Origin of the sequence: Butyricimonas synergistica DSM 23225 (assembly GCF_000379665.1) — a bacterium.
Classification (GTDB): Bacteria; Bacteroidota; Bacteroidia; order Bacteroidales; family Marinifilaceae; genus Butyricimonas; species Butyricimonas synergistica.
Genome location: NZ_KB903360.1, coordinates 645,492 through 670,051, shown reverse-complemented (window position 1 = coordinate 670,051; position 24,560 = coordinate 645,492). Strand labels below are relative to the sequence as shown.

The window sequence follows — 24,560 nt, the reverse complement described above, 5'->3', positions numbered from 1 at the left end:
TACCTCCGCCTGTCCCCGACACGGAAAATTCATACACGAAAAAAGCGTGGGAACTGTATGCTTATCCGATAAAGTGGCTCTGGTAAACCATTGGTACAAATAAACAACAACCCACGCTTAACCGGTATATATGAAGTACATATACGGCAAGCATGAACGTTATTCGTTTGTGTTCCTGTACCTTGAAAATTTACCAGACTTTCTTTACCAAGAATCAAACAAAACGCTTCAATATAAAATATGTTCACCACATGGCATTTTCATGCCAGTGATGCAACAAATTTACAATTTTATCACGAATTAAACAACGTTCGTGGGTTGTTGCAAGAACTTTAATCCGGGACAAAGAAAAACGATAACAGGGACAGGGTATGGCACGCGCTCGAAAAAATATTATCTTTAAACCGATTTACACGACATATTATGGCAAAAAGCGATTACACTAGACGATACTTGTATATCATCCGAAAAGTACAGGAACATCCTTACATCTCGAGTAAAGAATTAATCCAGCACGTGTCACGACAACTCGTTCTGCATGACTCGGAAGCAACCTCTTTCTCCACTCGTACCCTGAAACGGGATTTAAAAGAAATACGCGACAAACTTGGTTTTGCCATAGAATGGGATAACCGGAGGAAAGGATACTACATCCCCGATAACGACGAGGCGAACGATCCGGAAGGAATTGCTCGTTTTCTAGAATCTTTCGAGATCCTGAACTCCTTGAACGCGGACAACGGGCTCTCCCGATATGTATTCCCGGAACACCATCATCCTTCCGGGACCCAACATCTTTACCCTCTCGTGCAAGCTATGAAAGAAAAGCGGGTTATCACCTTCAATTACTACAAATTTAGAGAACAATTGATAACCTCTCGTGAAGTGGAGCCATACGCGGTAAAAGAATGCCGGGGACGCTGGTATCTAATCGGGAAAGAATCCGGTTCGAATATCTTTAAAACATTCAGCTTAAACTACATCTCAAACTTAAATATAACCGCACGTACTTTCAAAAGAAATAACGACATCAACATCGACCTCTCGTTCCGGGATTCTTTCGGGATTATCAACGACGAGAAATTCCCCGTCGAAAACATAACCCTATCATTTGACTCTCTCGACGGTCAATATATCAAAACCAAACCTTTTCACCACTCGCAACAAATCATCAAAGACACTTCCGAGGAATTTTCCATTACCCTCCGCTTACGCATCACTAACGATTTTGTCATGGAACTTCTTTCCAGAAGCCGATCTCTACGAGTTATTCAACCACTAAATCTCAAAGAAAGAATTAATGAAATATACAAACAAGCCCTACTACGCAATTCTTAACCAACAAGACAAAATCAATGCTAAAAATTCACCCCAAAATTCAACGAGAAATTTCTATTTTTTGCAGTAACTCCTTCCAGAATCTTCTTGTTCGCGATATTGATCATCCCTAAATCGTAGTACAATCCCACGAATAATCTTTTAATAGTAACACCCGTGCCGAAAGTAAGCCCCCAATCAAATTTCTTTAGAGTACCCTGTTCACCGTCTTCTCCTTCCGTGAACAGGCTCACCTTCACGTTCGCACCTTTCTCCTTAAACTTCGCCTTACCTCCTATAGAATAAGCCACATAAGGACCTGCATACAGATGCCATTTCTTCCCGGCAGACTTCATTTTAAAATTAAGGCTTCCCAACACCGGCAACTGAAAATAGAATAATCGGTCAGACTCAGTCGTCTTCACCCCTTTTATTTCCCCTTTAAATCTTGATCCAATCATCGAAAGATACAATCCCGGCTGTATCGAAAACATTCTCTTGTTCTCCACGTTCCCGACAAACCCAATCCGGAAGCCCTCTTTGTACTTGTTGCTGTTTCCTCCCACGAAAACAGCTTCCGTCATATCAAGCGTGGACATATTCAATCCACCCCGGATACCCCAATTTTGCTGCGCCTTAAGGGATGCCATCCCTCCTACACAGAACACCGCTAACAATAACATTTTCTTAAACATACACGACAATATTTTTATTGCTATAAATATACGTTATTAAAGATTCTTTTCAAAATATTGAAATACCATTTTTATAATTAAAAAAACCGTCCGACAAAATTCGGACGGTTCACACCTAATTTCAGGCTATTTCTTATTTCTTCATAATCTCCCCGAAATACTTGTAGAACAACGGGATCGTCGTGATTCCATTGAAGAATTGTTCCAACGGGTAATTCTCGTTCGGCGAATGGATAGCGTCAGCACCTAACCCGAAGCCCATCAACACGGATTTGATACCCAACACTTCCTCGAAAGTGGCAATGATTGGAATACTTCCACCGGAACGTACCGGAACGGGTTGTTTACCATACACTTCCTCGTATGCTTTTTCTGCAGCCTTGTAAGCCGGAAGATCAATCGGGCACACGTAAGAAGGTCCCCCGTGCAAGTAATCTACTTTCACTTTCACGTAATCGGGAGCGATAGACTCGAAGTATTCTTTAAATAATTTAGCGATCTTCTCGTGTTTCTGGTTCGGAACCAGGCGACAGCTGATCTTGGCATACGCCTTCGAGGGCAACACGGTTTTTGCACCTTCTCCGGTGTAACCGCCCCAGATTCCACAAACGTCAAACGTCGGACGAATACCCGTGCGCTCGTTCGTGGTGAATCCTTCTTCGCCTTTCACCTCTTTAATATCCAACGACTTCTTGTAATTTTCCAAGTTGAAAGGAGCTTTCGCCATTTTCGCACGTTCTTCGGCAGTCACTTCTAACACGTCATCATAAAAACCGGGGATCGTGATATGCCCCTTCTCGTCCTGCATTTCGGCAATCATCTTGCACAACACGTTAATCGGATTTGCCACCGCTCCACCGAAAATACCGGAATGCAAATCAGCGTTCGGTCCGGTCACTTCCACCTGCCAATACGCCAAACCTCTCAATCCTGTCGTGATAGAAGGCACATCCGGCGCAATCATGCTGGTATCGGAAACCAAGATCACGTCAGCCTTCAACATATCTTTATGTTCCTTGCAGAACTTCGGCAAATTCGGAGAACCGATCTCTTCCTCCCCCTCGATCATAAACTTCACATTGCAATTCAACTTCCCGGACTTCACAAGATACTCGAAAGCCTTGGCGTGCATGAAAGCTTGTCCTTTATCATCGTCAGCACCACGAGCCCAGATCTTACCGTCTTTCACAACCGGCTCAAAAGGCTTCGTGTTCCACAAGTCGATCGGGTCAACCGGCATCACGTCCATATGCCCGTAAACCAATACCGTCGGGAGAGCGGGATCAATGATCTTTTCCCCGTATGCCACAGGATTTCCATCTGTTTCATACACTTCAGCTCGATCTGCCCCGGCGGCTAACATGATCTTGGTCCATTGCTCGGCGCAACGATACATATCCGGTTTGTGCTCTGACAATGAAGAAATTGAAGGAATACGGATCAACTCGAACAACTCGTTCAAGAAACGTTCCTTATTCTCTTCCACGTACTTTTTGATTTGTTCCATTTACTTGAATATATATTGATTAATAAATAATAAACACTCTTTCGCCGTGTAAATATAATACTTTCAAACGAACGGATCAAACCATCGGCACAAAATCGCCCGCCACCTGTTACATTTCCATTAAATATTTTTCAATATTCAATTCTCTATCTAAGATTAATTTCCTACTTTTGCGGGGTGTTTCAACTAATCAATTAGATATGTCAAATTTGCCCGAAATTAAAGTTTTTGCCGGAGAAAACAGCCATTACATCGCTGCAAGCATCGCTAGTTCTCTAGGGCTTGAACTCGGTAAAAAAACGTTTACGAGATTTAGTGACGGAGAATTCGTCACCTCTTTCGACGAAACGGTGAGAGGGGAACATGTGTTTATCGTGCAATCCACCTTCCCGCCCAGTGATAACCTCATGGAATTACTCCTGATGATCGATGCTGCCAAAAGAGCATCTGCTTACAAGGTAATTGCTGTAATCCCTTACTTTGGGTTCGCCCGTCAAGACCGGAAAGACAAACCGCGTGTTGCTATCGGGGCTAAACTTGTTGCTAACATGTTGCAAGCTGCCGGTGTAGACCGTATCATCACGATGGACTTGCACGCCGACCAGATTCAAGGATTCTTCGATGTCCCGGTAGACCACCTTTACGGCTCCACGATATTAATCCCTTACATCAAATCATTAGGATTAAGAGATTTCGCCATAGCCTCTCCTGACATCGGCGGTGCCAAACGAGCTAATTCATGGGCAAAATACTTCGATTCAGGCTTGATCATCTGTCACAAAACCCGCATCAGAGCCAACGAAGTTGCCGACATGAAAGTAATCGGGGACGTTGAAGGCAAAAACATCATCATCGTGGATGACATGATCGACACCGCGGGTACAATCTGTAAGGCTGCCGACATGCTTGCCGAAAGAGGAGCTGCCAGCGTGCGTGCAGTCGCCACCCATGCCGTACTTTCAGGAAAAGCATACGAGAACATCGAGAAATCAAAACTAACGGAAGTAATCTTCACGGATTCCATTCCGCAAAAACAAGAATGCTCAAAAATCAAGGTGTTACCCGTTGCCCCAATGTTCGCCGATACCATTCGCAACATCTACGAGCACAAATCAATCAGCGATCACTTCCTCATGTAATTTTATTGCATAAGATAATATAAAATGGCGCACGAAAATCATGCGCCATTTTTATTTTTATAACCTTTCTTAAAATCTCTCGTATAACATTTATATATCAAAAATGAAAGGTTATGAAAACAATATTACATAAAGCAGAGAGCCGGGGATTCTTCGACCACGGGTGGCTAAAGACCCATCATACATTCAGTTTCGCGGACTACTACAACCCGCAACGTATTAATTTCGGTGCCTTACGGGTTCTCAATGATGACCGAATCGACGGAGGCACGGGATTCGACTTACACCCGCACCAGAACATGGAAGTAATCTCCATTCCGCTAAAAGGCGACCTGGAACACCAAGATAGTCTCGGGCATAAGGATACTATCCAGGAAGGTGAAATCCAAGTCATGAGTGCCGGAACAGGCATCATGCATAGTGAATATAACCGGAATGACGACCGTCCTACCGAATTTTTGCAGATATGGGTATTCCCGAACAAAAAGAATGTCCCGCCCCGTTACGAGAATGCCGTGATTTCCGATCTCGTGCAACGTAACGAAATCAGTGAGATTGTATCCCCTTACCCCGGAAACGGCAAAGGATTATGGATTTACCAGCAAGCCTGGTTCTCCATTGGTGATCTGGATAAAAACGTGCTTCAAAGCTACAAAATGAAATCAAAAGATAGCCTGGGTGTTTATATCTTCATCATCGAGGGGGGGATCACGATAAAAGACTTGGAACTCAAACGCCGGGACGGAGTCGGCGTGTACGACACGGAAGAAGTTGAATTTAGAGCCACCGAAAAATCAAGAGTACTATTCATTGAAGTTCCACCCTACCATTAATATATAAACACATCATCAAGTAGGAGAAAATTAAAGTAGTTTGCTCCTACTTTGATTTTCTATCTCTCACGATGACTATACCCCTGCTGACTCTCACGATTCATTGTTACCGCCTGTTTTTTCTCGAGCCAAAGAAACCTCCTTCGTTACAAATACTCCAGACTTCCAATATACAAGACATACAGAGAACCCACTGTAAACCCAAAGAAGATTAACCCTAATCATACCACACTACTGTTGTATCTCCGTTTCCGCCGTAGACATCCTATAATCTTTTATATAGAAACATAGGAGCGGGAACACCCGCAACACGACAGTGAGAGATAATTGCCTTGGATTTTCTTCGGATTCTCTTCGGTTCTTCAATAGCTAATGAAAAAGAAGGTATCCATTCACACGGGATACCTTCTTCTTTATATCATAATCAAGATTATCGAATTGTTTTCAACCTCTTTTCAATCTCAACCAAATTATCCTGAGCTACACTCACCCCCTTTTGCAATGCTTGGGTCAATTCATCTTTCGCCTTATCCAATTCTCCGGTAAGCATATAATATACACCTAGATTATTTCCGTATTCAGGCGCATTTTTATCCGCTTTATCTAAATACATTTTTGCCTGAAGCGTATCTTTTTGGGATAATGCCATGGCAGCAGCATTCAGATTGGCTATCGGATCATCCGGATAGGTACGGACTGCTATTTCAAAAACCCTCCGGAATTCCTCACTATCTGCCGGATAAGAATTAGCAATCCGATACATCTCGTCCAGACTCAAGTACCGCGGATTCGTTTCAAGCATCTCTTTCCCTTCCTCTACACTCAAATTCCGCACGTGGAAAGAAACAAAGCACTCCACCTTCCGAAGCTTCGGGTAAAGATCGACTAACATTTGACGATAAGGCTTTCCATTATCAAAATTCCTCAATTCATTTTTCCGGGCATTAATATCTTTCGTGTTTTTTATCAAAGCCATGATCTCTTCCTTGCCTTCTATTGTTGAACTTCTCAACAACTTCAACAATCCATCCCAATTCTCCTCCCCGTTTTTCACGCGATAAACATCCGATGGGAAAAGATTTTGCGCCATAAGCCGTCCTTTCAAGGCTTTGGCTCGTTCGCAAGCCAACCATTCGTTATGCTCCCGTGTGCCCTCAGGCGAGGCGTACCCCGTGATATCAACACGTGTCACTTCTATATTTTTGTCCGTCCGAATCTCGTCGAGAAAAATTTCTATCTTGGACAATTCCTTCCGGTTGTTCATGTAGTCGGGAAGAATTTTTATTTTTCCCACGGGAAAATCAAGTTGTACTTCTTGCCGTTCGCTCCGCAATTTGACCAACTCCTCCCGGGGTTGCGCGCAAATCACGATCGGTTGCATTTCATACGGAAGCGGAAGTAATATCGACTCTTCGTTGACTTCCTGAACGTGTCCGCCACAACCACATAAATCTTCCACAACCACAAAATCCGCGTCACTCATCCATACTTCGTAAGGCAAAACAACCGAATAATCAAGTATATCCTTCGTATCCCGCCCTGCCCGAAGCACTCCATACGGTTGTTCCGTACCCGACAAATCCCGGTCTATTGCCATTGCCCGAACATATGCTTTATGCTTCATCGTTCCATTAATCAGGATAAAAGGTAATTCCACCCGATGAACTCCTTCCGACAAAACCGGCGTTAACGTCAATGCCCGTTCCCGGTCTACCTGCAAGCGAGTCATATCCAACTGCATATTTATATACAACATATTATCCTGTCGCCTCAATTCGACCGAGGTAATCCCGATCTCCCCTTTGTATATCTGTTGTTGCGCCATCAGCGGGATACTCGCCACCGATAACAAACAGGCTACAAATATTTTATATAGTTTATTCTTTTTCATAACCGTGATATTATTATTTGATGATGTAAATCAAATTGATCCCTATCTTTGTCGGACCCACATAATTTCGCCTGCCTTCTTTCAACTTGGGTCCGCATTTCTCACACCTGTACTTGTCATACGTGATATGGGCATACCCGACATCGAGCGTTCCCTCCAAACTCCAACGTTTACCCAATATCCAGTGATAACCGTAGGAAATACCTCCCCCGTACAAATCTCCCTGGTAACGCTTGTGTTCCCAATCGAACATCTTGATTCCGCACATATTGAACTGCGCATAAAAAGCGTGTATCCCGAAGAAATGTCCATTAAAGCGATCACACGACCAGTATCGTAATTCCGGCTGAACCAACCAATGCTTGAACTTCTTGCTACCCGACCATTTCCATGGATTGTAATTTCCCGAAATATCCATCGTGAACTTCTTCGATAAAGCAAATTCCACGCCCAAGTTCGGGGTTACCGTTGCCCAGTAAAGCGCATTTGTCTTGACTGCCAGCACGGGCATTTCAGGAACCTTGTGTTTCTCCTGCCCCATGACACTCATCATCGACAAGATCAACATATTCAATAAAAGAATCCGTTTTTTCATCTCTATTTTATTTTAAATTAAGTACAACCTGCTGTAAAAGTTGTTTTACGGTATAAGACCCGGAATACTGCGATCTTCCCGACCGGATATAAAACGTGACAACATCCGAAATTTTCACCCCGGGTTGTATCATAAAAGTATAAGTACTTGTATTCGATGTCGTGAAATTAGGAACAATACTCTGGTTTGAGGTCGTCACTTGGAAACGAGCTACCGTGTAAACATCCATTACCCGGACATACCCGCTCGCCCATACACCCTCCGCAAGTTGATTGTCGTAATATATTGTTGCACTTCGGAAACCGGGTGCAGAGATCACCACTTGCTCGCTACTTATCGGCTGATTCGACAAGAATTGTACAGTTTGTTCTCCTTGCGGGGCAGAAGTGTACACCCGCTCGTACCCGTCGCTGACTTTTGTCCATCCGGCATCACTCGTCTTGAGATTCCGTGTCGAAATATGCACCTTTAACGGGTACGTCGAGGGAAAATCAGGGAAGTCCGGTATCGTGAAATGAAATACTGCCGTACTATTCGGTCCATAGTTCACAATGTTATTCCCATTTATCGATACGTTCGAGAAATAGCGGGATTGCAATTTTACATTCGCCGTGTGGAAATAATCATTCTCTATCGTTATGGTTTCATCGTTATCCTCGTTGCTCGTCTTAAAATTCAAACTCTTCTCTCCCGGCTCTTCCGCCCAATACACGTATTTGTATGTTCCGTCCTCGAACAAAATCTCCATATTCTTGTTAGGAGCAACAGGATAGAGATTATTTGTTGAAATCACGCATTTCACGGGAAACAAATACTTCGGGATAGAAGACGGAATCGTGAATTTCAACGTCACGTCCTGATCCCTTTCCGTGTACAACTCCGGGGAAGTGGATGCCGGTAGAAAACTATACAAAGACGTGGAAGTTATCGTCATAATCCTCGACAACACCCCTGCTTTCACGGAAATGGTTGCCATGTTCTGCCCGGATACCACCTTTGCCACGTTAGCCGAGATCAACCCCGTGCTACTATCATAAGAAAGATTCGTCAATATATTATTCAGGTCTTCGATAACAGAAACATTTATCTCGCCATCAGCAGCGACGTCATTCTTCGTGTAGTGAGCCGATACGCTCAATGTTCCCCCTTGAATAAACAACAGGTTCAACTGTCCCACGGTCAACGTGTTCTTCTGGTTATCCGAGATCGTCGGCGAATCTTTAAAAATCTCCGCGTAGATATTATTGGACGGCTCCGCCTCTTTCGCATCATCAAAAGAAGTACTACCATTCGCCTGTTCGCTGAACGATTTGATTACCACCCGATAATGATAGTTACGCACGATAGGATAAGGCTTCTTATCCCCGTCTAAAAGTTGAATCTTATAATATTTCTCGGAAGTACCCCCGGTTAATTTTCCCTTCACGATCACGTAGCATTGATTGTTAAACAAGTTCAAATTTTCACTCATGTATTTAGGGGAAAGATCACAATTCTCCGCAGTCTGATCCACTTTCTGCCCTTCCACCAAAGGAATTGTCGGGGTATTTTCCAAAATAACGAAAGGAGAAGATGTTTCCGTGGGATTAAAAGGTGCCGTGGTCCCCACCGTGGTGTAATTACATAAAGCATACCCGGTCACGTCAAAATTCGTGGTTTCATTCTCCACGGTCACTTTAGCCTGATTTCGATACAAAACCACGTCCACGTTCGATCCATTCGCCAATTCCCCGCGTCCCCAAAATACCATTCGATTGCCATACAATGCCGGAATCAACTCTCTCTCGTCCTTTTGCAATGCCGCCCGGTCATCATAAGATGCTATTTCATCACAATTCGCGATAAAGTGGATAATTTTAGTTCCAAACGGAACCTTCACCTTAAAAGACCCCGTTCCGATACCCCCGGTTTCTTCCACTACCAAATCCGTCGCGTGTACACGTGCCAAAAACAACCCCTTGGCATCAAAGGCGAACAGCCAAACATCATTAATAGCGTTCTCGTACGACACGCTTCTCGACTGCATCTCGGTATACTCCGGGATATGAAGCGAAACGTTCAAAGAAGTACCGTCCCCATCCGGTTCTTCTAACTTTCCCGGCATATCCGTACAAGCGAGAATGGAAAAAGATACGGCTAAAAATATATATACTAACTTTTTCATAACCAAAAATTTAATCACCTACCTGTTGTCATTGACATCCCTGACACAGCGAACGGCTGCCCGCAACCCGTAATACCCCAAAGTACTTCCCACTCTCGGGTCCATAAACTCCACGTTCTTTTCCTCCCTGGCACTCCAGTACGCTCCTCCTTCAAGAATCTTCTTCACCTCACATAAACGGATATTCTGAAGTATATCGATCATATATAATTCCGCTAACGTGGGCATACGCCAATCCGAGTAAGTTTCCCCGGTCGTTTCATCCCTCTCGACATAAGAAGCACATTTATCCCTTGACAAAACATAGGTGTCTGCCGTGGTTGTCCCATGCTGCGAGGCAAGCATAAACCGGGGAGAAATACGTCTGTTATTCTCCTCCGTGTCTACCGTGTTCCCCTTGCTATCCCTCTTCGGGTATCCTAAAACCGCATTATTCCTGATATAAGAGGCGTAAGATGCTCCCAAAGCAGGGTTTGCGGCGGAATGAGTGTACCCGGTACCGAAGTCCTCGTCAAACTCGTCAGGATCGGGCAAGGTCGAGAAATCGGCAACAAATGAATTTATAATAAACATCTTGTTGTTATTTTGTCCCTCACTTCCTCCCGGGGCATCTGCAGAAATATCATACCCGATATACAATGCCGGAAACTGTTCCACCTGAACGTCTTGCTTCATCCCCGATTCATTCGTCACCGTGAATGTCAATTCCCTGGATACAAAATTATTCGGGAGTTCACTATTAATCACTATATTACCCGATTTCGCATCCTTCGTCCACACGATGCTCACCCCGCTTCCGTCGGAAGGTTTGCCGTTCACTTGTATATTGCTTATTGCGACAGGGGTCGACGATTGAAATGTCGTCGTATACTTCGTGCTGTTCGGCATCGTGATCCGGGTGTCCTCCACGTACAAAAAGTCGATTCCTTCCACGGTGACAAGTACATCTTTCGTCGTCCAGTCTTGAATCGTGTATCGTGTCGTCAACTCCACGGCTCCTTCCGGGGTCGGAGTGCCTATTGTATCTATCTGTACAGAAATATCATAAAGGCAATTCCGTTGTAATTTGTACAACTCCTTAACCGCCTCGCTATCGTCACTGGCTGATAGGCGATAATTCACCGGTATCCGGAAATAACTATTCGGGTATCCAAGAGATCCTTTCGCCAACGGAATATCTACAATAATATAAGTTTCGTTATCCGCGTTATCATTCCAGTCATTGGCATAAGCATACAAGACAAAATCCGCATCCGCACCAGCCCCGACCATCACGCTGGAGAAATCTGCCATCTCTTGCAAATCCGGAGTAAACGAATTGCCACGTTCCAGCACCCTGCTGTTTGTCGCATAATGTACAAGTTTTTTTCTTATCGGAGAATCTCCGTATGTTGTATACCCGTTCGCGTAGTTAATCTTAACCCGTATCTTTGAAGCCGCACGCTTTAAAGATACAGGAATCTCTTTATTCACAATGATTCCGTCATTCAGCACCATTTTAGCAGAAACCCCATCCATCAAGAAATAATCCTGCTTCATGTCGGGATTCAACCCGGTGACGGATAAATCTTTCAATGCGCTCAATGCCATTCCCCCGCTAGGGATTGTTCCCGAATAATTCGCTACAACATAAGTCTCGTGATTGGCATTAAATTCGAACACTTCCTGAGTTGCATCCAAATCAACAACATATTCTCCAACCCCTGTCAACTCGGAGTCCGGCACAATATGCTGGTAAAAAACGCAATCATCACCACCCTCTTTGTATATAAACACATCCAGCGTCTTTATTCTGTTCTCATTCAGGTCATCATTCCCAATTTCACTCGTTGCCCTCGCCACCGATCTGCTGCTAAATGAACATCTCACGGAAATATTTCTGTCATGCACGCCCTCGGTATTTACCAGTTCCTCCCGGGAACAAGACAAAACCACGGATGACGTGAGCAACAGAAACAATATTTTATAGATCATACTTTTTTTCATAATCCTACCTTATTAAAAACCCATTTGCGTAATCAGTATGTCCGTATCGTTATTACCCGGAAACTTCCTCTTGTTATCACTTTGCAAAGGATTAATTTTCAACTTCTTCCCGTTGACAGTAATGTACATATAGGTACTCCTTTTCACGCCGCCCCAACTCTTGGTCGCTCCAACCCGGATAAGATACTCTTTCTCCCGGGCAATCCCCCTGGAAACGGCAATCTCATCCTCGGTTACGCCTGTATTGCCAAAAAAGAATTCCAAACCGTTCGTTATCGTCGCCGTCCATACCGCCCCAGCCGGAGCTGTCAACTTAAAACTATAACTGGCGTAAGAAGTCGCGTTCACGGGAGCGTTGTTCAACACGTAAGGGAAATACACGTTCCCCGTCGTTGCCCCGGAATCATTTCCCCCGTAAGCATCAAATGTATAGTCCCCCTCTGTTACCTGACCGCCCACTTGAGATTCGGCTACCGTCCAAGGCAACGGTATAATCTTCAGGAACAACTCGTTATCAGGATGTTTAAACATAGCTATAACACGATAAACCGTATTTTGGTTCAAACTATATTTATCAGTCGTCTGCCCGTTATCCGTGATATACCCCTTGTATTTATAATCCTTCCCGTCAATATTTATCGTTACCAGCAAATAAGGGGTGATATCATCATCCACAACAGCAGAAGGCGATATAACATTCTGGTAACTATAAAAAGACGCGTGTGCATTCTCCGGAATAATCACGCTCAAATCAGAAGGCATATTCTGCAAAGTTGTATTTGTCGTGATCACACGAGTTTCATGCAGCGTCTTCACTGGACTCACCATTTCACGCTCCAGATTACACCGGCTATTCATGACTTGATTGACAAACTCAACAGAAACAATCTTCACGTCACTATCTTTCAAATCATTATTCTTAAACACGTAAATATCCAAACGTGCTACCAATCTTTTCATCGGGACTTCTACCTCCACGAAAGGATTATCTACAACGATTTCTTTTTTTCCCACCATGAATACCGAACTGCCGGAAAAAGTAGTATTAGTCACGATCATATCCTCCAAGTCCTGCATCGTCGTGTTTTTATCCAAAGAAATAGAAAGGGACTTATCCGAACCGACATAATTGCCGATAGCATAGACGATCTTCGCCCGTGAAGTTACAGCCACAACCTGCCGATATTCTTTTATTGCTTCCGGGGTAATATCCGGCAGGAACTCTGAATACTCGCAATCCCCATTCTGTTTGTCAAAAATATATATCGCCAGACTCGAAAATTCGCTATCATTGCCTTTCGCCAAACCGTCTGCCGCCAATTCTGCCCTGAAAGCCAAAGACAATCGGGCATCTTTATCTGGCATCACCACGTCGCCCTCGTTCTTTCCACACGCCACAAACAACATGACGAAAAAAAGTGACAATAGACCAGTTCGTATATTATTATTTTGCATCATAATTCCTCAATTACATACCGGGTTTTATGCTCTCCTCCTCCCAAGGGGTTACCGTAACGCTCAAACCATTCACTCTAAATCGGATGCCCACGAAAGCCTCGTTAATACCATCTACCGTAATCTGATTTCGTTGCATGAAATCTTTCAGGTCCAGATTATATATCAACTGATTTGTCTCGTTATTATACAAATTGACATACACATCGTTATCATCATTAAAACGCAAGACATTAAAATCAGCCATAAAACTCCCCGTTCCGGATTGAGCTTGGGCAGCGGGGTAATAATGTTCCTTCTCTCGCGAGAAATTTCTAGCGAAATCCACGGTCGGGCTCAAATTCCCGACTTCAATCTGCAAGGGCATCTTCGTTTCATGCTCCAACCCGACAATTTCCACCCGCATCTTTATATGAGAACTATTAAAATAAACGGTATCCCGTTCCCATTCATCCCCGTGTATGGCTATCTCTCTCTCCCCGAAATACAGGCTATCATTCGTCGTTATCAGTTCCCTGGTAAAATAATGGGGAGCGGCAACTATTCCGGCTGCTAACGATTCCCCGTTATTTATCCGAGTCGTCTCGTGGGCATTACCCCAGCAAACCAAATGATAATTCCCGTTTGGCAAATCCAACATTGTCCCCTGGGAAAGCCGAAGCTGATCCCGATCAAAAACGCTTGTTTTCACCAACACCCCAGATTCATCATACACGTACAAGTTCACTCTTTCGATCTTCTCCGGGAATATTTCTTTGTTGAAATCACCCAAATAACTAAAGTAAAGATATATACCGCAATCATCCAGATCTTCCTTTATACACGAGGAGGAAAGAATGAGCAGGAACAAACCCAAAATTATTTTTATATATTTCATCTTTCCATATATTGATTTCCATGCAAGAAGACAAGATCACAAAGTACCCTGTCTCTTCCATAAACATACTTACTGAACGAAATCGAAATCCGGAATAATTGTTTCCTCTACCCATGGCTCGATTGTCACGTGAATCAATATATTATACTGAATATTACTTAAATCATTATCAAGCATAGGAACTACCTTAATATCCATATTATAAATTGTTCCCGGCTTAAAATCCGCGGGTGTCATTTCCGTGTCAATATCCTTGTAGAACTTCACGATATTCGCGAACCTCGCGTTCTTAACCAAATCCGGGTTAAACACGGCTGTATTTGTCGAAGTCATACCAGTCACGTTAATTTGGTCAAGGTCCAAATGTATTGTCGGCATGGCTGTCCCGGGGAAGAAATTAAAAGCATAACACTTATCCGCTTCCTGCAAGGGAAGATCGTTGTAAACTCCATTGGCATAATTCACGTAACTTGCATAATCCGAGGCGTCCATTGTCGATGTCCTGTCAAAAAGCCACATCCCGTCCGTTATATGAGATTGGAATGTCGTATTTTGGTACAGATCATCCAAAATGCCCGGTTTATTATACTTGAAATAGAAATTATTAAAGTAAATACCTTTCAAAACAGCCGAAAATCCTGTCCAAGAAACCGTAGCTTCTTCAGCGACACCATTTATCTCCCGGCTGAATTTAAAACTTCCCGTATTCTCGAAAGATATACTCTTAATTTGCATCCGGGCTACGATCGGCACGATACTCACGTCCGCCGTGTAAGTCTGCCCGGAAGTAGGATTCGGATCAATCGGCTCGTTTTGGATAGGAGTCAAATCCTCATCCACCCCGTAATAGATCACGCCCGACCCCTGTTGCTTTTTGATATCTGTCGAGATCACGTTATCCACCACGTCCTCTCCGGGATTACCATACACGTACACTTTTGAAACAGATTTGGGAACATTAATAAATTTCAATCCATCACCGGACTCCGTGAGAGCCACCCAATCGGAATTCAATGCCGTACTTTTACTTATTTGTCGATAAACGATAATTTTGCCGTTGACATCCGTGATATTAATACAAACACTCTCAACATTCTTTGTATCCTTCGTGTAAACATCCGTTGGACCCGTAGCCCGGGATGCCGATAACCCTTTTAAAGAAACAGATACAGATACCGAATCACTCTCCAAATCATTATAGTTTCCATTGTCACTACAAGCCAAAAAAACTGCGCTTGCCAGAAAAACAAAAAAATAATAACCTATTTTCATAATTTTAAAATTTTGTGTTACAAATATTTATTGTGGAAAAAAAGAGATTAAAACGTCTACAACCACTTCTTTAGCAAAGAGATGGCAACACTTCAATCTTCAAGATTCCTTTATTATAGGGCTTGTACGACACAAATTAAAATAGGTTATATTTTTGTACGATTTATTAGAATGATTTTAAATTACATGGTTAACCTTAGCAATAATCAACGCGAAATCAGGTCAATACGTTATTTAATCTTACATTTCCTATCGGGATAGAAAGAATTCAACCCCTTTTTTAACTTACACAATAACAGCAAAGTATTGAAAAAAGTATTGTAGTTTTGCAAACCAAAAAAAGTCCATCCCGTAAAGAAAAAATAAATTAGGGAGATAATACAAATGACACCGGAAGATATAAAACAACTCACTGCTTTTCAAGCAAATGAGATCACAGAAAGTAACATATACCGCCGATTAGCAAACATTCAAAAGGATTCTCACAACAGTGAAGTTCTGAAAGAGTTATCCGCCGAAGAACTCAAACACTATCATATACTTAAGAAACACACGGGAAAAACGCCATCCCCCAAGCACTGGAAAATCATATTTTACATCTTGGTCGCCCGACTCTTCGGACTCACGTTCGGGATAAAACTAATGGAAAAGGGAGAAGTCCATGCGCAGGGTTCTTACCGCAAATGGACGAACGAGAAAGACCTGCAAACCATGGCGGACGAGGAAGAAAAACACGAGAACAAACTCATCGCCCTGATCGACGAAGAAGGGCTAAGTTACATGGGAGCCGTCGTATTAGGACTCAACGATGCCTTGGTTGAGTTCACGGGAGCCCTAGCGGGATACACCTTCGCCCTACAAAATCCCAAACTGATTGCGCTAATCGGAAGTATCACGGGTATCGCCGCCGCTCTCTCCATGGCAGCCTCCGAATACCTTTCCTCCCGAACAGACAATGACGGGAAGAACGCCATAAAAGCAGCCGTGTACACCGGGATCGCTTACATCATCACGGTTGTCGTCCTCATCATGCCTTTTGTTTTGATGTCCAACCCGTACTGGGCTTTAGTAGTCTGCCTCGGCGGGGCTGTCACGATCATTGCCACATTCAATTACTACTACTCCATCGTGAAAAACGAAAGCTTCAAAAAACGATTCCTTGAAATGGTGACTATCAGCATCGGTATCGCGGCAATCAGCTTTGGCATCGGTTACGCCTTGCGGGTATTCACCGGAATTGACTTATGACGTCTTTCCCGGATAAACAATAACCCGAGATAGCAAAGCGCCCCGTTAAACAACAGAATCTCGAAACCGAACCTGTAACCGAAAAGAAGTTCCTCCGAATAACAATTAATCACGTATGCCACCACCGGGGAAAGCAAGCACACGAGAGGAATATATTTCTCCCGCACTTGGTAACGGGTCGTCAGACCAAAAGTAAAAAGCCCCAGCAACGGACCATACGTGTACCCCACGGCTTTAAAAAGAGCCGAAATCACACTGGAATTATTCAACTCCCGGAAAAGCACCACGACAAAAACCATCAACAAAGAGAACACCAAATGCACCCCCATGCGTTTCCGCTTATCCCGCTTATTCCGGGGATCTACCTTCAAAAAGTCGATGCAAAAAGAAGTCGTCAGCGAGGTCAACGAAGAATCGACAGATGAATAAGCCGCCGCCGTGATCCCCAGCAAAAAGAATATCCCCACCGTCGTTCCAAAATAATTCAACGACAGAAACGGGAACACGTCATCCGACTTCCCGGGCAACACGATACCTTCCCGTTCGGCATATATATACAACAAAGCCCCCAGCATAAGAAACAGCACATTGGTCACCAGAAAGAAAAACGAAAAAGTAAACATATTCGTCTTGCAATCCCGCAGCGAACGGCAAGTCAAGTTCTTCTGCATCATATTCTGATCCAGACCGTTCAAGCTCACGGTTATCGCAATTCCCGCCAAGAACTGTTTTACCGTGTTTTGCCCGGAACGCCAGTCAAAATCGAACATCCGGGAGAGAGGGCTCTCCTTCACCGCCGCCACTGCCGAAGAAAAATTGAGATCCAACGCTTCATTCACCACGGCAATCGTCAGCCCCACGGATATCAGGATACATACCGTCTGCAAAGCATCCGTCCACACGATCGTCTTGATACCTCCCCGCACGGTATAAATCCACACGAAAGCAATCGTGACAATCACCGTCACGGGAAAAGGAACCCCCACGGCATCAAAAAAAGCCAACTGCAACACGCCCACCACCAAAAACAAGCGGAACGAAGCCCCCACCAACTGCGACACGATAAAGAAAAAAGACCCCGTCAACCGGGCTTTCTCCCCGAAACGGGAGCCCAGCCATGAATAAATGGAAACCAGATTCTGCTTGTAATACAACGGCAAAAGCACCAGTGCGATCACGATATACCCCACGCAATTCCCCGCCACCAGCGCCAAATACGTCCAGTGAGTATTGCCGACCTCCCCGGGGATGGATATAAAAGTCACCCCGGAAAGCGTAGTACCGATCATCCCGAAAGCCACCAGATACCAGGGCGAATTCCGGTTCGCGGTAAAAAACATTTCACTATTCGCTTTCCTGGTTGTCACGAAGCCAACCAGGATCAACAACAGGAAATAAGCCAGCAATACCGTTAAAACTACACTCGTGGACACAGACACTTGTTTTTAAAATCCACGACAAATATAGCATACTTTACGCTCCGTTTCTATTCCGGAACATAAATAATTTCGCCATTCTCAAGTTCATAAGCAATACCCACTTTCTTTCCCCTCTTCCCCGATTGCTCCTGATTTTCCGACGGTGTATAACGATTGATCTTTTCTCCCTCTTTCGTGATAATCTCCATATTCTCCTTCCCCGGATTCTTCACCATCGTGAAATCCTCCGTCGAAAGCATCTCCGTCATGTCATACCGCGTCACCAGCGCCACCATCAATGCCACGGCAAACACCATCGCCACGTCGAAAAGATTCGACACCGCGCTGATCGGGTCATTATCCTCTTCCTTTTTCAACAAATTCCGTTTCATTTCCTCTCGTTTTTTTCATTCAACACCTCTACCAGGCACTCCAAATTCGTCATGTCCTGCAAATACCAACGTTGCTTCACCTGTTGCGTCAGAAAACCGATCGCACCTGCCACCAACCCGATCACCGTCGTGGCAAAAGCCACCTGCATATTGTAAGCCATAGAGGCAATATCCCCCGTCGACAACCCTACCAGCGCCGGACCCATCGGGATCAAAGTTCCCATCAACCCCAGGATAGGACCCAACTTCGTCAACGTCTTGGAAGTCGCCAAATCCTTGTCGGCAGCAATCTCGAAATTAGCCAGCAACCGCTGCACCTGAGCCCTGTTCCCCTGCTCCGCCAGTATCCGTTTCATAAACATCACCACCAAAGAACTGCTCTTTTCCGGCAACTTCGTCCCGAAACTATCAATATTATCCACGTGCAACGTTTCCATTTGCTCCCGGATCAGCTTGTCCGTCTTACGAATAGAAACATATTGCCCGAAAAAACTCCCCACCAGCAGGAGTGAGCGGAAAAACAACAAAATCAACAACACGATAACAGGCACCAACAACCCTGTTGAAATCCAAAACATAATATCAGAAATCGCATTCATTATCTTCTCAATTTAAAAGTTAGTTTTCTTTTCATTACATACACCATCCATCCCACGACAGCTCCCGCCACGAAAAATCCGACGCACCCGGACAATGCCGACCAGTCCACCCGTGTCGTCCCGTCCACGGCAGTACGCCCGTTCACGGTAGCAATAATCCCCAGAACAGCCGCCAAAGCATTGGTCAGGAAAAACAATTCCAGCCGCAACTCCGCCTCCGGCAACAACCATTTGACCAACCAGCGTCCCAATGGAATAACCACCGCGACAAAGGCGGCAAACAACCAGGCTATCAACTCGAACGATACCCCCGGAAAAGTAAATACCGCCTGCGTCAACCCAAAAAACAAAACCGGCAGAATCAACACCCCCGGGAACCAGTACAACACCCGGTAAGCCCACATCATACGCCTTTTCACCGGGGAGAAATTCGCCACGTGAACCGACAACAGGCAAAAAGCCATCTGCAAAGACAACTCGATCGTTAAAATCACAGACGTATCCAGCATCAACTGGTTATTGGACAACCAATCCGCGATCTGCGTCTTCGACTGTTCGATAGCGTAATGCCACGTCAGCAACACGAAAACGGCGGCTATACCGGTAGCGACACACATCGCTACCGGCTTCCAAAAAGTCTGTTTCAACAAAAAATTAAATGCCGTCAATAAAATCAGAATCCAAACAATCGTATCCATGATTACATCCTGTTTTTACGTCTTTTCCGCATCAAGACAGCCAAACCCGCCAGCACCACAATCATCCCTGCCGCGATCCACGGCGTGCTCACCTCGTTCGTGCGCTTCCGCGTTTCCGAGGCAATCTCATCCTTCTTCATCACCACCCCTTGGGACTGATCCGCTGCCACTTCCCGCACCTCCTGAATACTATTCCGGTACTCTTTCGCCGTTTCGGGAGTTGCCTTGGAAGCGATAAAATCACGCAACTTGGCATTGTCACAAACGAACCCGGAACACGCCGGTTTATATTTTTTAATCAAGTCGGTGTGCAACTTCGACAAATCAGCTAATTGCTGGTCGGTCGCCTTCCACATCCCCTTTCGTGCAGTTTCCATCATCACCGCCGTCATCTCCTGCAAGGCAGCGGGACTCTGTTTTTCAAAGAAATCCTGTACCCCAAGGTTAAATTTATCCTTCACGTACACGTTATAAATCTCATCCCACATCTCGTTGTCGATCACCGAAGGTTTCATCACGTTCCACCCGTAAGTATTACGCACGATCTCGGCAAACCCGGCAGCAGAAGTAGCCTCCCCCTTCATCTTCTCTTTAATATAAGAGGGATTGAAAATCGTGGTTCTCGACTCCACGCCAATAGCCTCCTTCACCTCCTGCATCCTATTATTATTCCGGTTGCGATAGTCACTGAGATAAGCATCCGGGTCTTTCCCCGTCACGTTCCGCACCGTCAGGTTCAATCCGCCCATAAACTCGAACACGTGATCCAGGCTCAACGCCCCCCACGTGTTGCTCTGCCGGGGCTGAACCACCACGTCCGTATGGGTCAGCGCCGCCTCGAAAGCAAACTGCTGGAACTTCTCCCAATTCTTCTCGCTACCGTAATACGCGCCCATGTTATTCAGGTAAGTCGCGGCAATCTCCGACTCGTCCTCCCAGCGGTCGCCGGCATCCACCATCCCCGTGATACCCGTCCCGTAACCGCCATTCGCACCCCCGAACACCCGGAATGTCGAAATCTCCCGGGCATCCTTCGGCGAAATTCCCTTATCAATCAATGTCTTTTCCGCTTCCAGCACACCGGCTGCCACCTGATTCTCGTACTTGTCGTCTTTAGCAGCAGCAGCCATCTCCACCGCCCGGTTCACAAGGAAAAGGCGGGAAGCGGCAATATCACGCAACTGACCGGAAGTCTGCACGATAGCATCGATACGGGGGCGTCCCAATTCCTCGGAAGGAATCAATTTCAAATCGCTCACCCGCCCGAAAGCATCCCGCACGGGCTCCACCCCGAGCATATACAGCACTTGGGCAATCGTGGCTCCTCCCGTTTCGATAAACTCACCAGACCAAAGCGTGTAACTCACCTTCTTCGGGTACTCCCCGTCATGCCGCTTCCGGTACATCTCGATCGTGCTCTTTGCCAACTGCATTCCCTTCTCCCAGGCAGATTCCGTCGGAGTTTCCTCCGCGTTAATGGCAAAAAGATTACGTCCCGTCGGCAACGTATTCGGGTTCACGATAGGATCACCTCCCGGCGAAGGAGCCGTGTATCCGCCATTCAGCGAATGGATCAACGACTGCAACTCAGCGGCAGGACTCTCCTGTAATGCCCGCTTATAATTCGTCACGTTTTTCAATGTCCGTTCCACTTCCATGATCGCCAAAGCCTTATTCACCACTTCTTTCGAGTACTCCTTCGACTTCTTCCCCATCATCGCTTTCATCATCGCACCCATATCCGTCTTCTCCTCTCCCGACTTCGTCATCGAGGCTTTTACCTTCTCGATCGCTTCCTTAGGCATTCCCATCTTTTCCGCCATCTTCATCATCTCCTCGGGCGACTTGCCTTTCGCCATCTCGCCCATCTTCCCCTTCATCGCGGCTCCCATATCCTGCTCCCCCTCTTTCGATTTCGCCATTGAAGCCTTCACCTTCTCGATCGCTTCCTTGGGCATTCCCATCTTCTCCGCCATAGCCAACGCTTCCTCGGGCGTCTTGCCCTTCCCCATCTGCTTCATCATATTTTTCATCATACCCGACATCCCCTCTTCCTTCTGCTCCGTCCTCACCGCCGGTTGTTTCGTGGCAGCAGCCATCATCATAGCCATCATCCCCTTCGGGGCATTCCGGTCTGCGTCTATCTCACGGGCTTGAGCCAATTCTTCTCTCGTGATTCCCGCCACACGGCAAATAAAATCATCATCCGCCTTCTCCCTGCCGTTCAACAATCTTTCCACCAGCCTCTTCGCCGGGTCTAAATAACGATCGGTAAAAATAGTCTTCCGCTTCAACACTCCGGCATCCGCCTTTCCCCGCAACCGATCCAACCCGTACAACCCGTAAGCAATCGGGTCTGTCGCCATCGAGTAGACGGACGACTCAATCCGGGCTGCCTCGTAAGGGACTCCCATCGTGTACAACTGCCCGGTGATCTTCTCTGCCGCCAACTCGTCGGCAAAATTCTCTATCTTCAAAAGTTCCTCTTCCGTGTAAGGCTCCGTCAACACGCTATCCAACCCCAACTCCCGGTGCATTCCCAGCGAAACCGCCAACTCCTTCACCGCCAGCGAAGCCTTCTCCACCTCCTTCGGGTTGGCATCCCCCTTCTCCGGGTACAACTTCTGGTTATATATCTTTATCTTTTCCGTCAGATTCCGGTAAATACCCCGCACGTTACTCTCCATAAACGGCGGAGTCAAATAGGACTGCAACACCCCGTATCCCCGGCGTTTGGCTATCATGCCCTCGCCCACGTCGCCAATGGAATAGATGTAGAAGTGAGGTACGCTGCCCACCAGTCGATCCGCCCAATCCAAATCGCACAACGCCGCCTGCTTCTTGGGCGTAAACTCCAAACTCCCGTGCGTGCCGAAATGAATCATGGCATCCGCCTTGAAACCGTACTGCATCCACAAGTAAGCGGCAACATAAACATGCGGAGGCGCCTCGTCCGTCCCGTGCACGATCTGAAAAGCATTGTCACCACCGCCCGCCGCGGGTTGCGGCATAATCACCACGTTGCCGAATTGAATCCGGGATATTCCCAGTTTACCGTCGGCAGTGCTCATGTACTCCCCCGGGAACTCCCCGAAAGCGGCAACCACCTCGGCATACTTCTCCGGGCGCAACCCCTGCTTCACCCAACTCTCGTACTCTTCCTTGGACACCAACAAAGGGTGGCTCTCCTTCAAAAAGCGATCTACCGCGCCGTCCGCGTAAGTCCCGTACACGGCTCCTTCCGCCATAATGATCTTCTCCAACTCCTTGGAACTCGCCGGAAGGCCATCCACCCGGTAGCCCTCCTCCTTCATCTTCTTCAACAGATTATACAACGAGGGCACAACTTCCATCCCCGCCGCGCTCATGGCGCTCTGTCCCGGACCCTTGTAGTAATAAATCACCACCCGTTTCTCGCTATTCGGCTTCTCCTTCAGCGCGAGCGTCCTTTGTATATTCTCCACGTATGTCTTCAGACGGGAAGGCACCGCGAAGGAATGCCGCAACCCTTCCTCATCCTGATATTGTGCAAAAAGAGCCGACGTGCGGATAGCCCCGTCTATCTCCGGGGTCACGATACTCTGGGACATAAAACCACCGGACATCCCCATCGGGTCACGTTCCCATTCCTCCACCAAACCATTCACAGTCAGTGGCGAAAACAGCAAAATATCACGTTCCTTCAAATAGTCCACCATACCATCGCCCAGCCGACCGTGCGCCATATTGATAATAGCATCCGGACTGATCTCCCGCACGAAATCAAGCAAACGCCGGAGCGACAGGATCGGGTAAACATTATACCCCACCCGTTCCAACGTATCGATCAATCCCGTGGCATCAGCCATCTGCCCCGTCACCACGATCTTCTTCGCACCCTGCTTGTACAACTTCCTGCTTTTCAAATATCCCTCGTACTCCCCGACAGACACGAAATCCAGTTCATCCCCGGGCTTATCCACATCAGCATGATACAGGATATCCGAAGCTCTCTCGATCGGTGCCTCCGGTTCGTCAACCGACATCTTCTTCCTGTCGATATTCTTCCGGATATAATTCAACATATTCCGGTAATTCCGTCTTCCCCCGCTACCCAAGTAAGCCCGTATAGCCACTTGATCGACCGAATCGATCGTGCATATATTATTCGCCGGGTTCGTTGCCATCGACGTGTACACCGGAACACCCTTGTCCGCTGCCCTTTGTATCTGCTGCCGCTGCTCCTCCACGACGCGCAACCCCATCCCGTTCACGAACACCATATCGAAACCGGACAACCGTCCCAATTCCTCCACAGGAACTTCCTGCAATTTAATAAACGAGTTGTCATTCGCCTTCGCGATGCCTCCCATCGTCATCGTTTGGAAATTCACGAACGCGATCCTGGTGGTTCCGAACCATGTATTATACCCCCACACACCCAACAAGATCACGATCAAAAGACAACCTAACGCAAGCCATTTCTTTTTCATCA

At 46.0% G+C, this 24,560-nt stretch carries 18 protein-coding genes; 4 read left to right on the top strand and 14 right to left on the bottom strand.

The window, feature by feature from the left end:
* The first annotated feature begins 423 nt into the window (after positions 1-423).
* The gene (locus tag A3CY_RS0111140) at positions 424-1,338 is read left to right on the top strand and encodes a helix-turn-helix transcriptional regulator (RefSeq protein ID WP_018338005.1); all 915 of its coding nucleotides are present in this window, start codon (positions 424-426) and stop codon (positions 1,336-1,338) included.
* Positions 1,339-1,358: 20 nt separating this feature from the next.
* Here A3CY_RS0111140 and A3CY_RS0111135 read toward each other — a convergent pair whose 3' ends face one another.
* Together A3CY_RS0111135 and A3CY_RS0111130 are read right to left on the bottom strand one after the other, a co-directional pair.
* Positions 1,359-2,012 carry a porin family protein gene (locus tag A3CY_RS0111135; protein ID WP_018338004.1) on the bottom strand — a complete coding sequence of 218 codons (654 nt, stop codon included), beginning with the start codon at positions 2,010-2,012 and terminating at the stop codon, positions 1,359-1,361.
* A gap of 133 nt (positions 2,013-2,145) precedes the next feature.
* Complete coding sequence (locus A3CY_RS0111130; RefSeq protein WP_018338003.1) at positions 2,146-3,519, bottom strand: dipeptidase; 1,374 nt, start codon at positions 3,517-3,519, stop codon at positions 2,146-2,148.
* Positions 3,520-3,719: 200 nt separating this feature from the next.
* On the opposite strand from A3CY_RS0111130, the gene A3CY_RS0111125 reads away from it, so the two are divergent.
* Complete coding sequence (locus A3CY_RS0111125; RefSeq protein WP_018338002.1) at positions 3,720-4,658, top strand: ribose-phosphate pyrophosphokinase; 939 nt, start codon at positions 3,720-3,722, stop codon at positions 4,656-4,658.
* A gap of 113 nt (positions 4,659-4,771) precedes the next feature.
* Positions 4,772-5,491, top strand: coding sequence for a pirin family protein (locus A3CY_RS0111120; protein ID WP_018338001.1), 720 nt, complete (start codon positions 4,772-4,774; stop codon positions 5,489-5,491).
* A gap of 430 nt (positions 5,492-5,921) precedes the next feature.
* Here the strand turns inward: A3CY_RS0111120 and A3CY_RS0111115 are convergent, their stop codons facing one another.
* The 7 genes from A3CY_RS0111115 to A3CY_RS0111085 all read right to left on the bottom strand — a co-directional run bounded on the left by A3CY_RS0111115 (position 5,922) and on the right by A3CY_RS0111085 (position 15,731).
* Positions 5,922-7,382, bottom strand: a complete 1,461-nt coding sequence (locus A3CY_RS0111115) for a DUF3868 domain-containing protein (protein ID WP_018338000.1) — start codon at positions 7,380-7,382, stop codon at positions 5,922-5,924.
* A 13-nt stretch (positions 7,383-7,395) separates the two neighbouring features.
* On the bottom strand, positions 7,396-7,977 hold the full coding sequence (locus A3CY_RS0111110; protein WP_018337999.1) for a DUF3575 domain-containing protein: 582 nt from the start codon (positions 7,975-7,977) through the stop codon (positions 7,396-7,398).
* A gap of 7 nt (positions 7,978-7,984) precedes the next feature.
* Positions 7,985-10,141 (bottom strand): hypothetical protein, encoded by a 2,157-nt coding sequence (locus tag A3CY_RS0111105; RefSeq protein ID WP_018337998.1) that lies wholly within the window; start codon positions 10,139-10,141, stop codon positions 7,985-7,987.
* Between the two features lie 18 nt (positions 10,142-10,159).
* Positions 10,160-12,127: a fimbrial tip adhesin FimD gene (gene fimD / locus A3CY_RS0111100; RefSeq protein ID WP_026207570.1), complete on the bottom strand. Its 1,968-nt coding sequence runs from the start codon at positions 12,125-12,127 to the stop codon at positions 10,160-10,162.
* A gap of 12 nt (positions 12,128-12,139) precedes the next feature.
* Positions 12,140-13,585 (bottom strand): FimB/Mfa2 family fimbrial subunit, encoded by a 1,446-nt coding sequence (locus A3CY_RS0111095; RefSeq protein WP_018337996.1) that lies wholly within the window; start codon positions 13,583-13,585, stop codon positions 12,140-12,142.
* 10 nt (positions 13,586-13,595) lie between these two features.
* Entirely contained in the window at positions 13,596-14,459 is an 864-nt protein-coding gene (locus A3CY_RS0111090; protein ID WP_018337995.1) for a FimB/Mfa2 family fimbrial subunit, read from the bottom strand.
* A 69-nt stretch (positions 14,460-14,528) separates the two neighbouring features.
* The gene (locus A3CY_RS0111085; RefSeq protein ID WP_018337994.1) at positions 14,529-15,731 is read right to left on the bottom strand and encodes a hypothetical protein; all 1,203 of its coding nucleotides are present in this window, start codon (positions 15,729-15,731) and stop codon (positions 14,529-14,531) included.
* 384 nt (positions 15,732-16,115) lie between these two features.
* Here A3CY_RS0111085 and A3CY_RS0111080 point away from each other — a divergent pair, with 384 nt between their 5' ends.
* Positions 16,116-16,979, top strand: a complete 864-nt coding sequence (locus A3CY_RS0111080; RefSeq protein WP_018337993.1) for a VIT1/CCC1 transporter family protein — start codon at positions 16,116-16,118, stop codon at positions 16,977-16,979.
* On the opposite strand, the gene A3CY_RS0111075 is transcribed toward A3CY_RS0111080, so the two are convergent.
* The 5 genes from A3CY_RS0111075 to A3CY_RS0111055 are packed head-to-tail and all read right to left on the bottom strand — an operon-like array spanning position 16,943 to position 24,558.
* The gene (locus tag A3CY_RS0111075) at positions 16,943-18,412 is read right to left on the bottom strand and encodes a sodium:solute symporter (RefSeq protein WP_018337992.1); all 1,470 of its coding nucleotides are present in this window, start codon (positions 18,410-18,412) and stop codon (positions 16,943-16,945) included. The two genes, A3CY_RS0111080 and A3CY_RS0111075, sit on opposite strands and share 37 nt — an antisense overlap.
* A gap of 53 nt (positions 18,413-18,465) precedes the next feature.
* Complete coding sequence (locus A3CY_RS0111070; protein WP_018337991.1) at positions 18,466-18,789, bottom strand: DUF2149 domain-containing protein; 324 nt, start codon at positions 18,787-18,789, stop codon at positions 18,466-18,468.
* The gene (locus A3CY_RS0111065; RefSeq protein WP_018337990.1) at positions 18,786-19,388 is read right to left on the bottom strand and encodes a MotA/TolQ/ExbB proton channel family protein; all 603 of its coding nucleotides are present in this window, start codon (positions 19,386-19,388) and stop codon (positions 18,786-18,788) included. The genes A3CY_RS0111070 and A3CY_RS0111065 overlap by 4 nt, the downstream gene beginning before the upstream one ends.
* Entirely contained in the window at positions 19,388-20,086 is a 699-nt protein-coding gene (locus A3CY_RS0111060) for a hypothetical protein (RefSeq protein WP_018337989.1), read from the bottom strand. Before A3CY_RS0111060 ends, A3CY_RS0111065 begins: the two co-directional genes overlap by 1 nt.
* A 2-nt stretch (positions 20,087-20,088) precedes the next feature.
* Complete coding sequence (locus tag A3CY_RS0111055; protein ID WP_018337988.1) at positions 20,089-24,558, bottom strand: cobaltochelatase subunit CobN; 4,470 nt, start codon at positions 24,556-24,558, stop codon at positions 20,089-20,091.
* Positions 24,559-24,560: the final 2 nt, after the last annotated feature.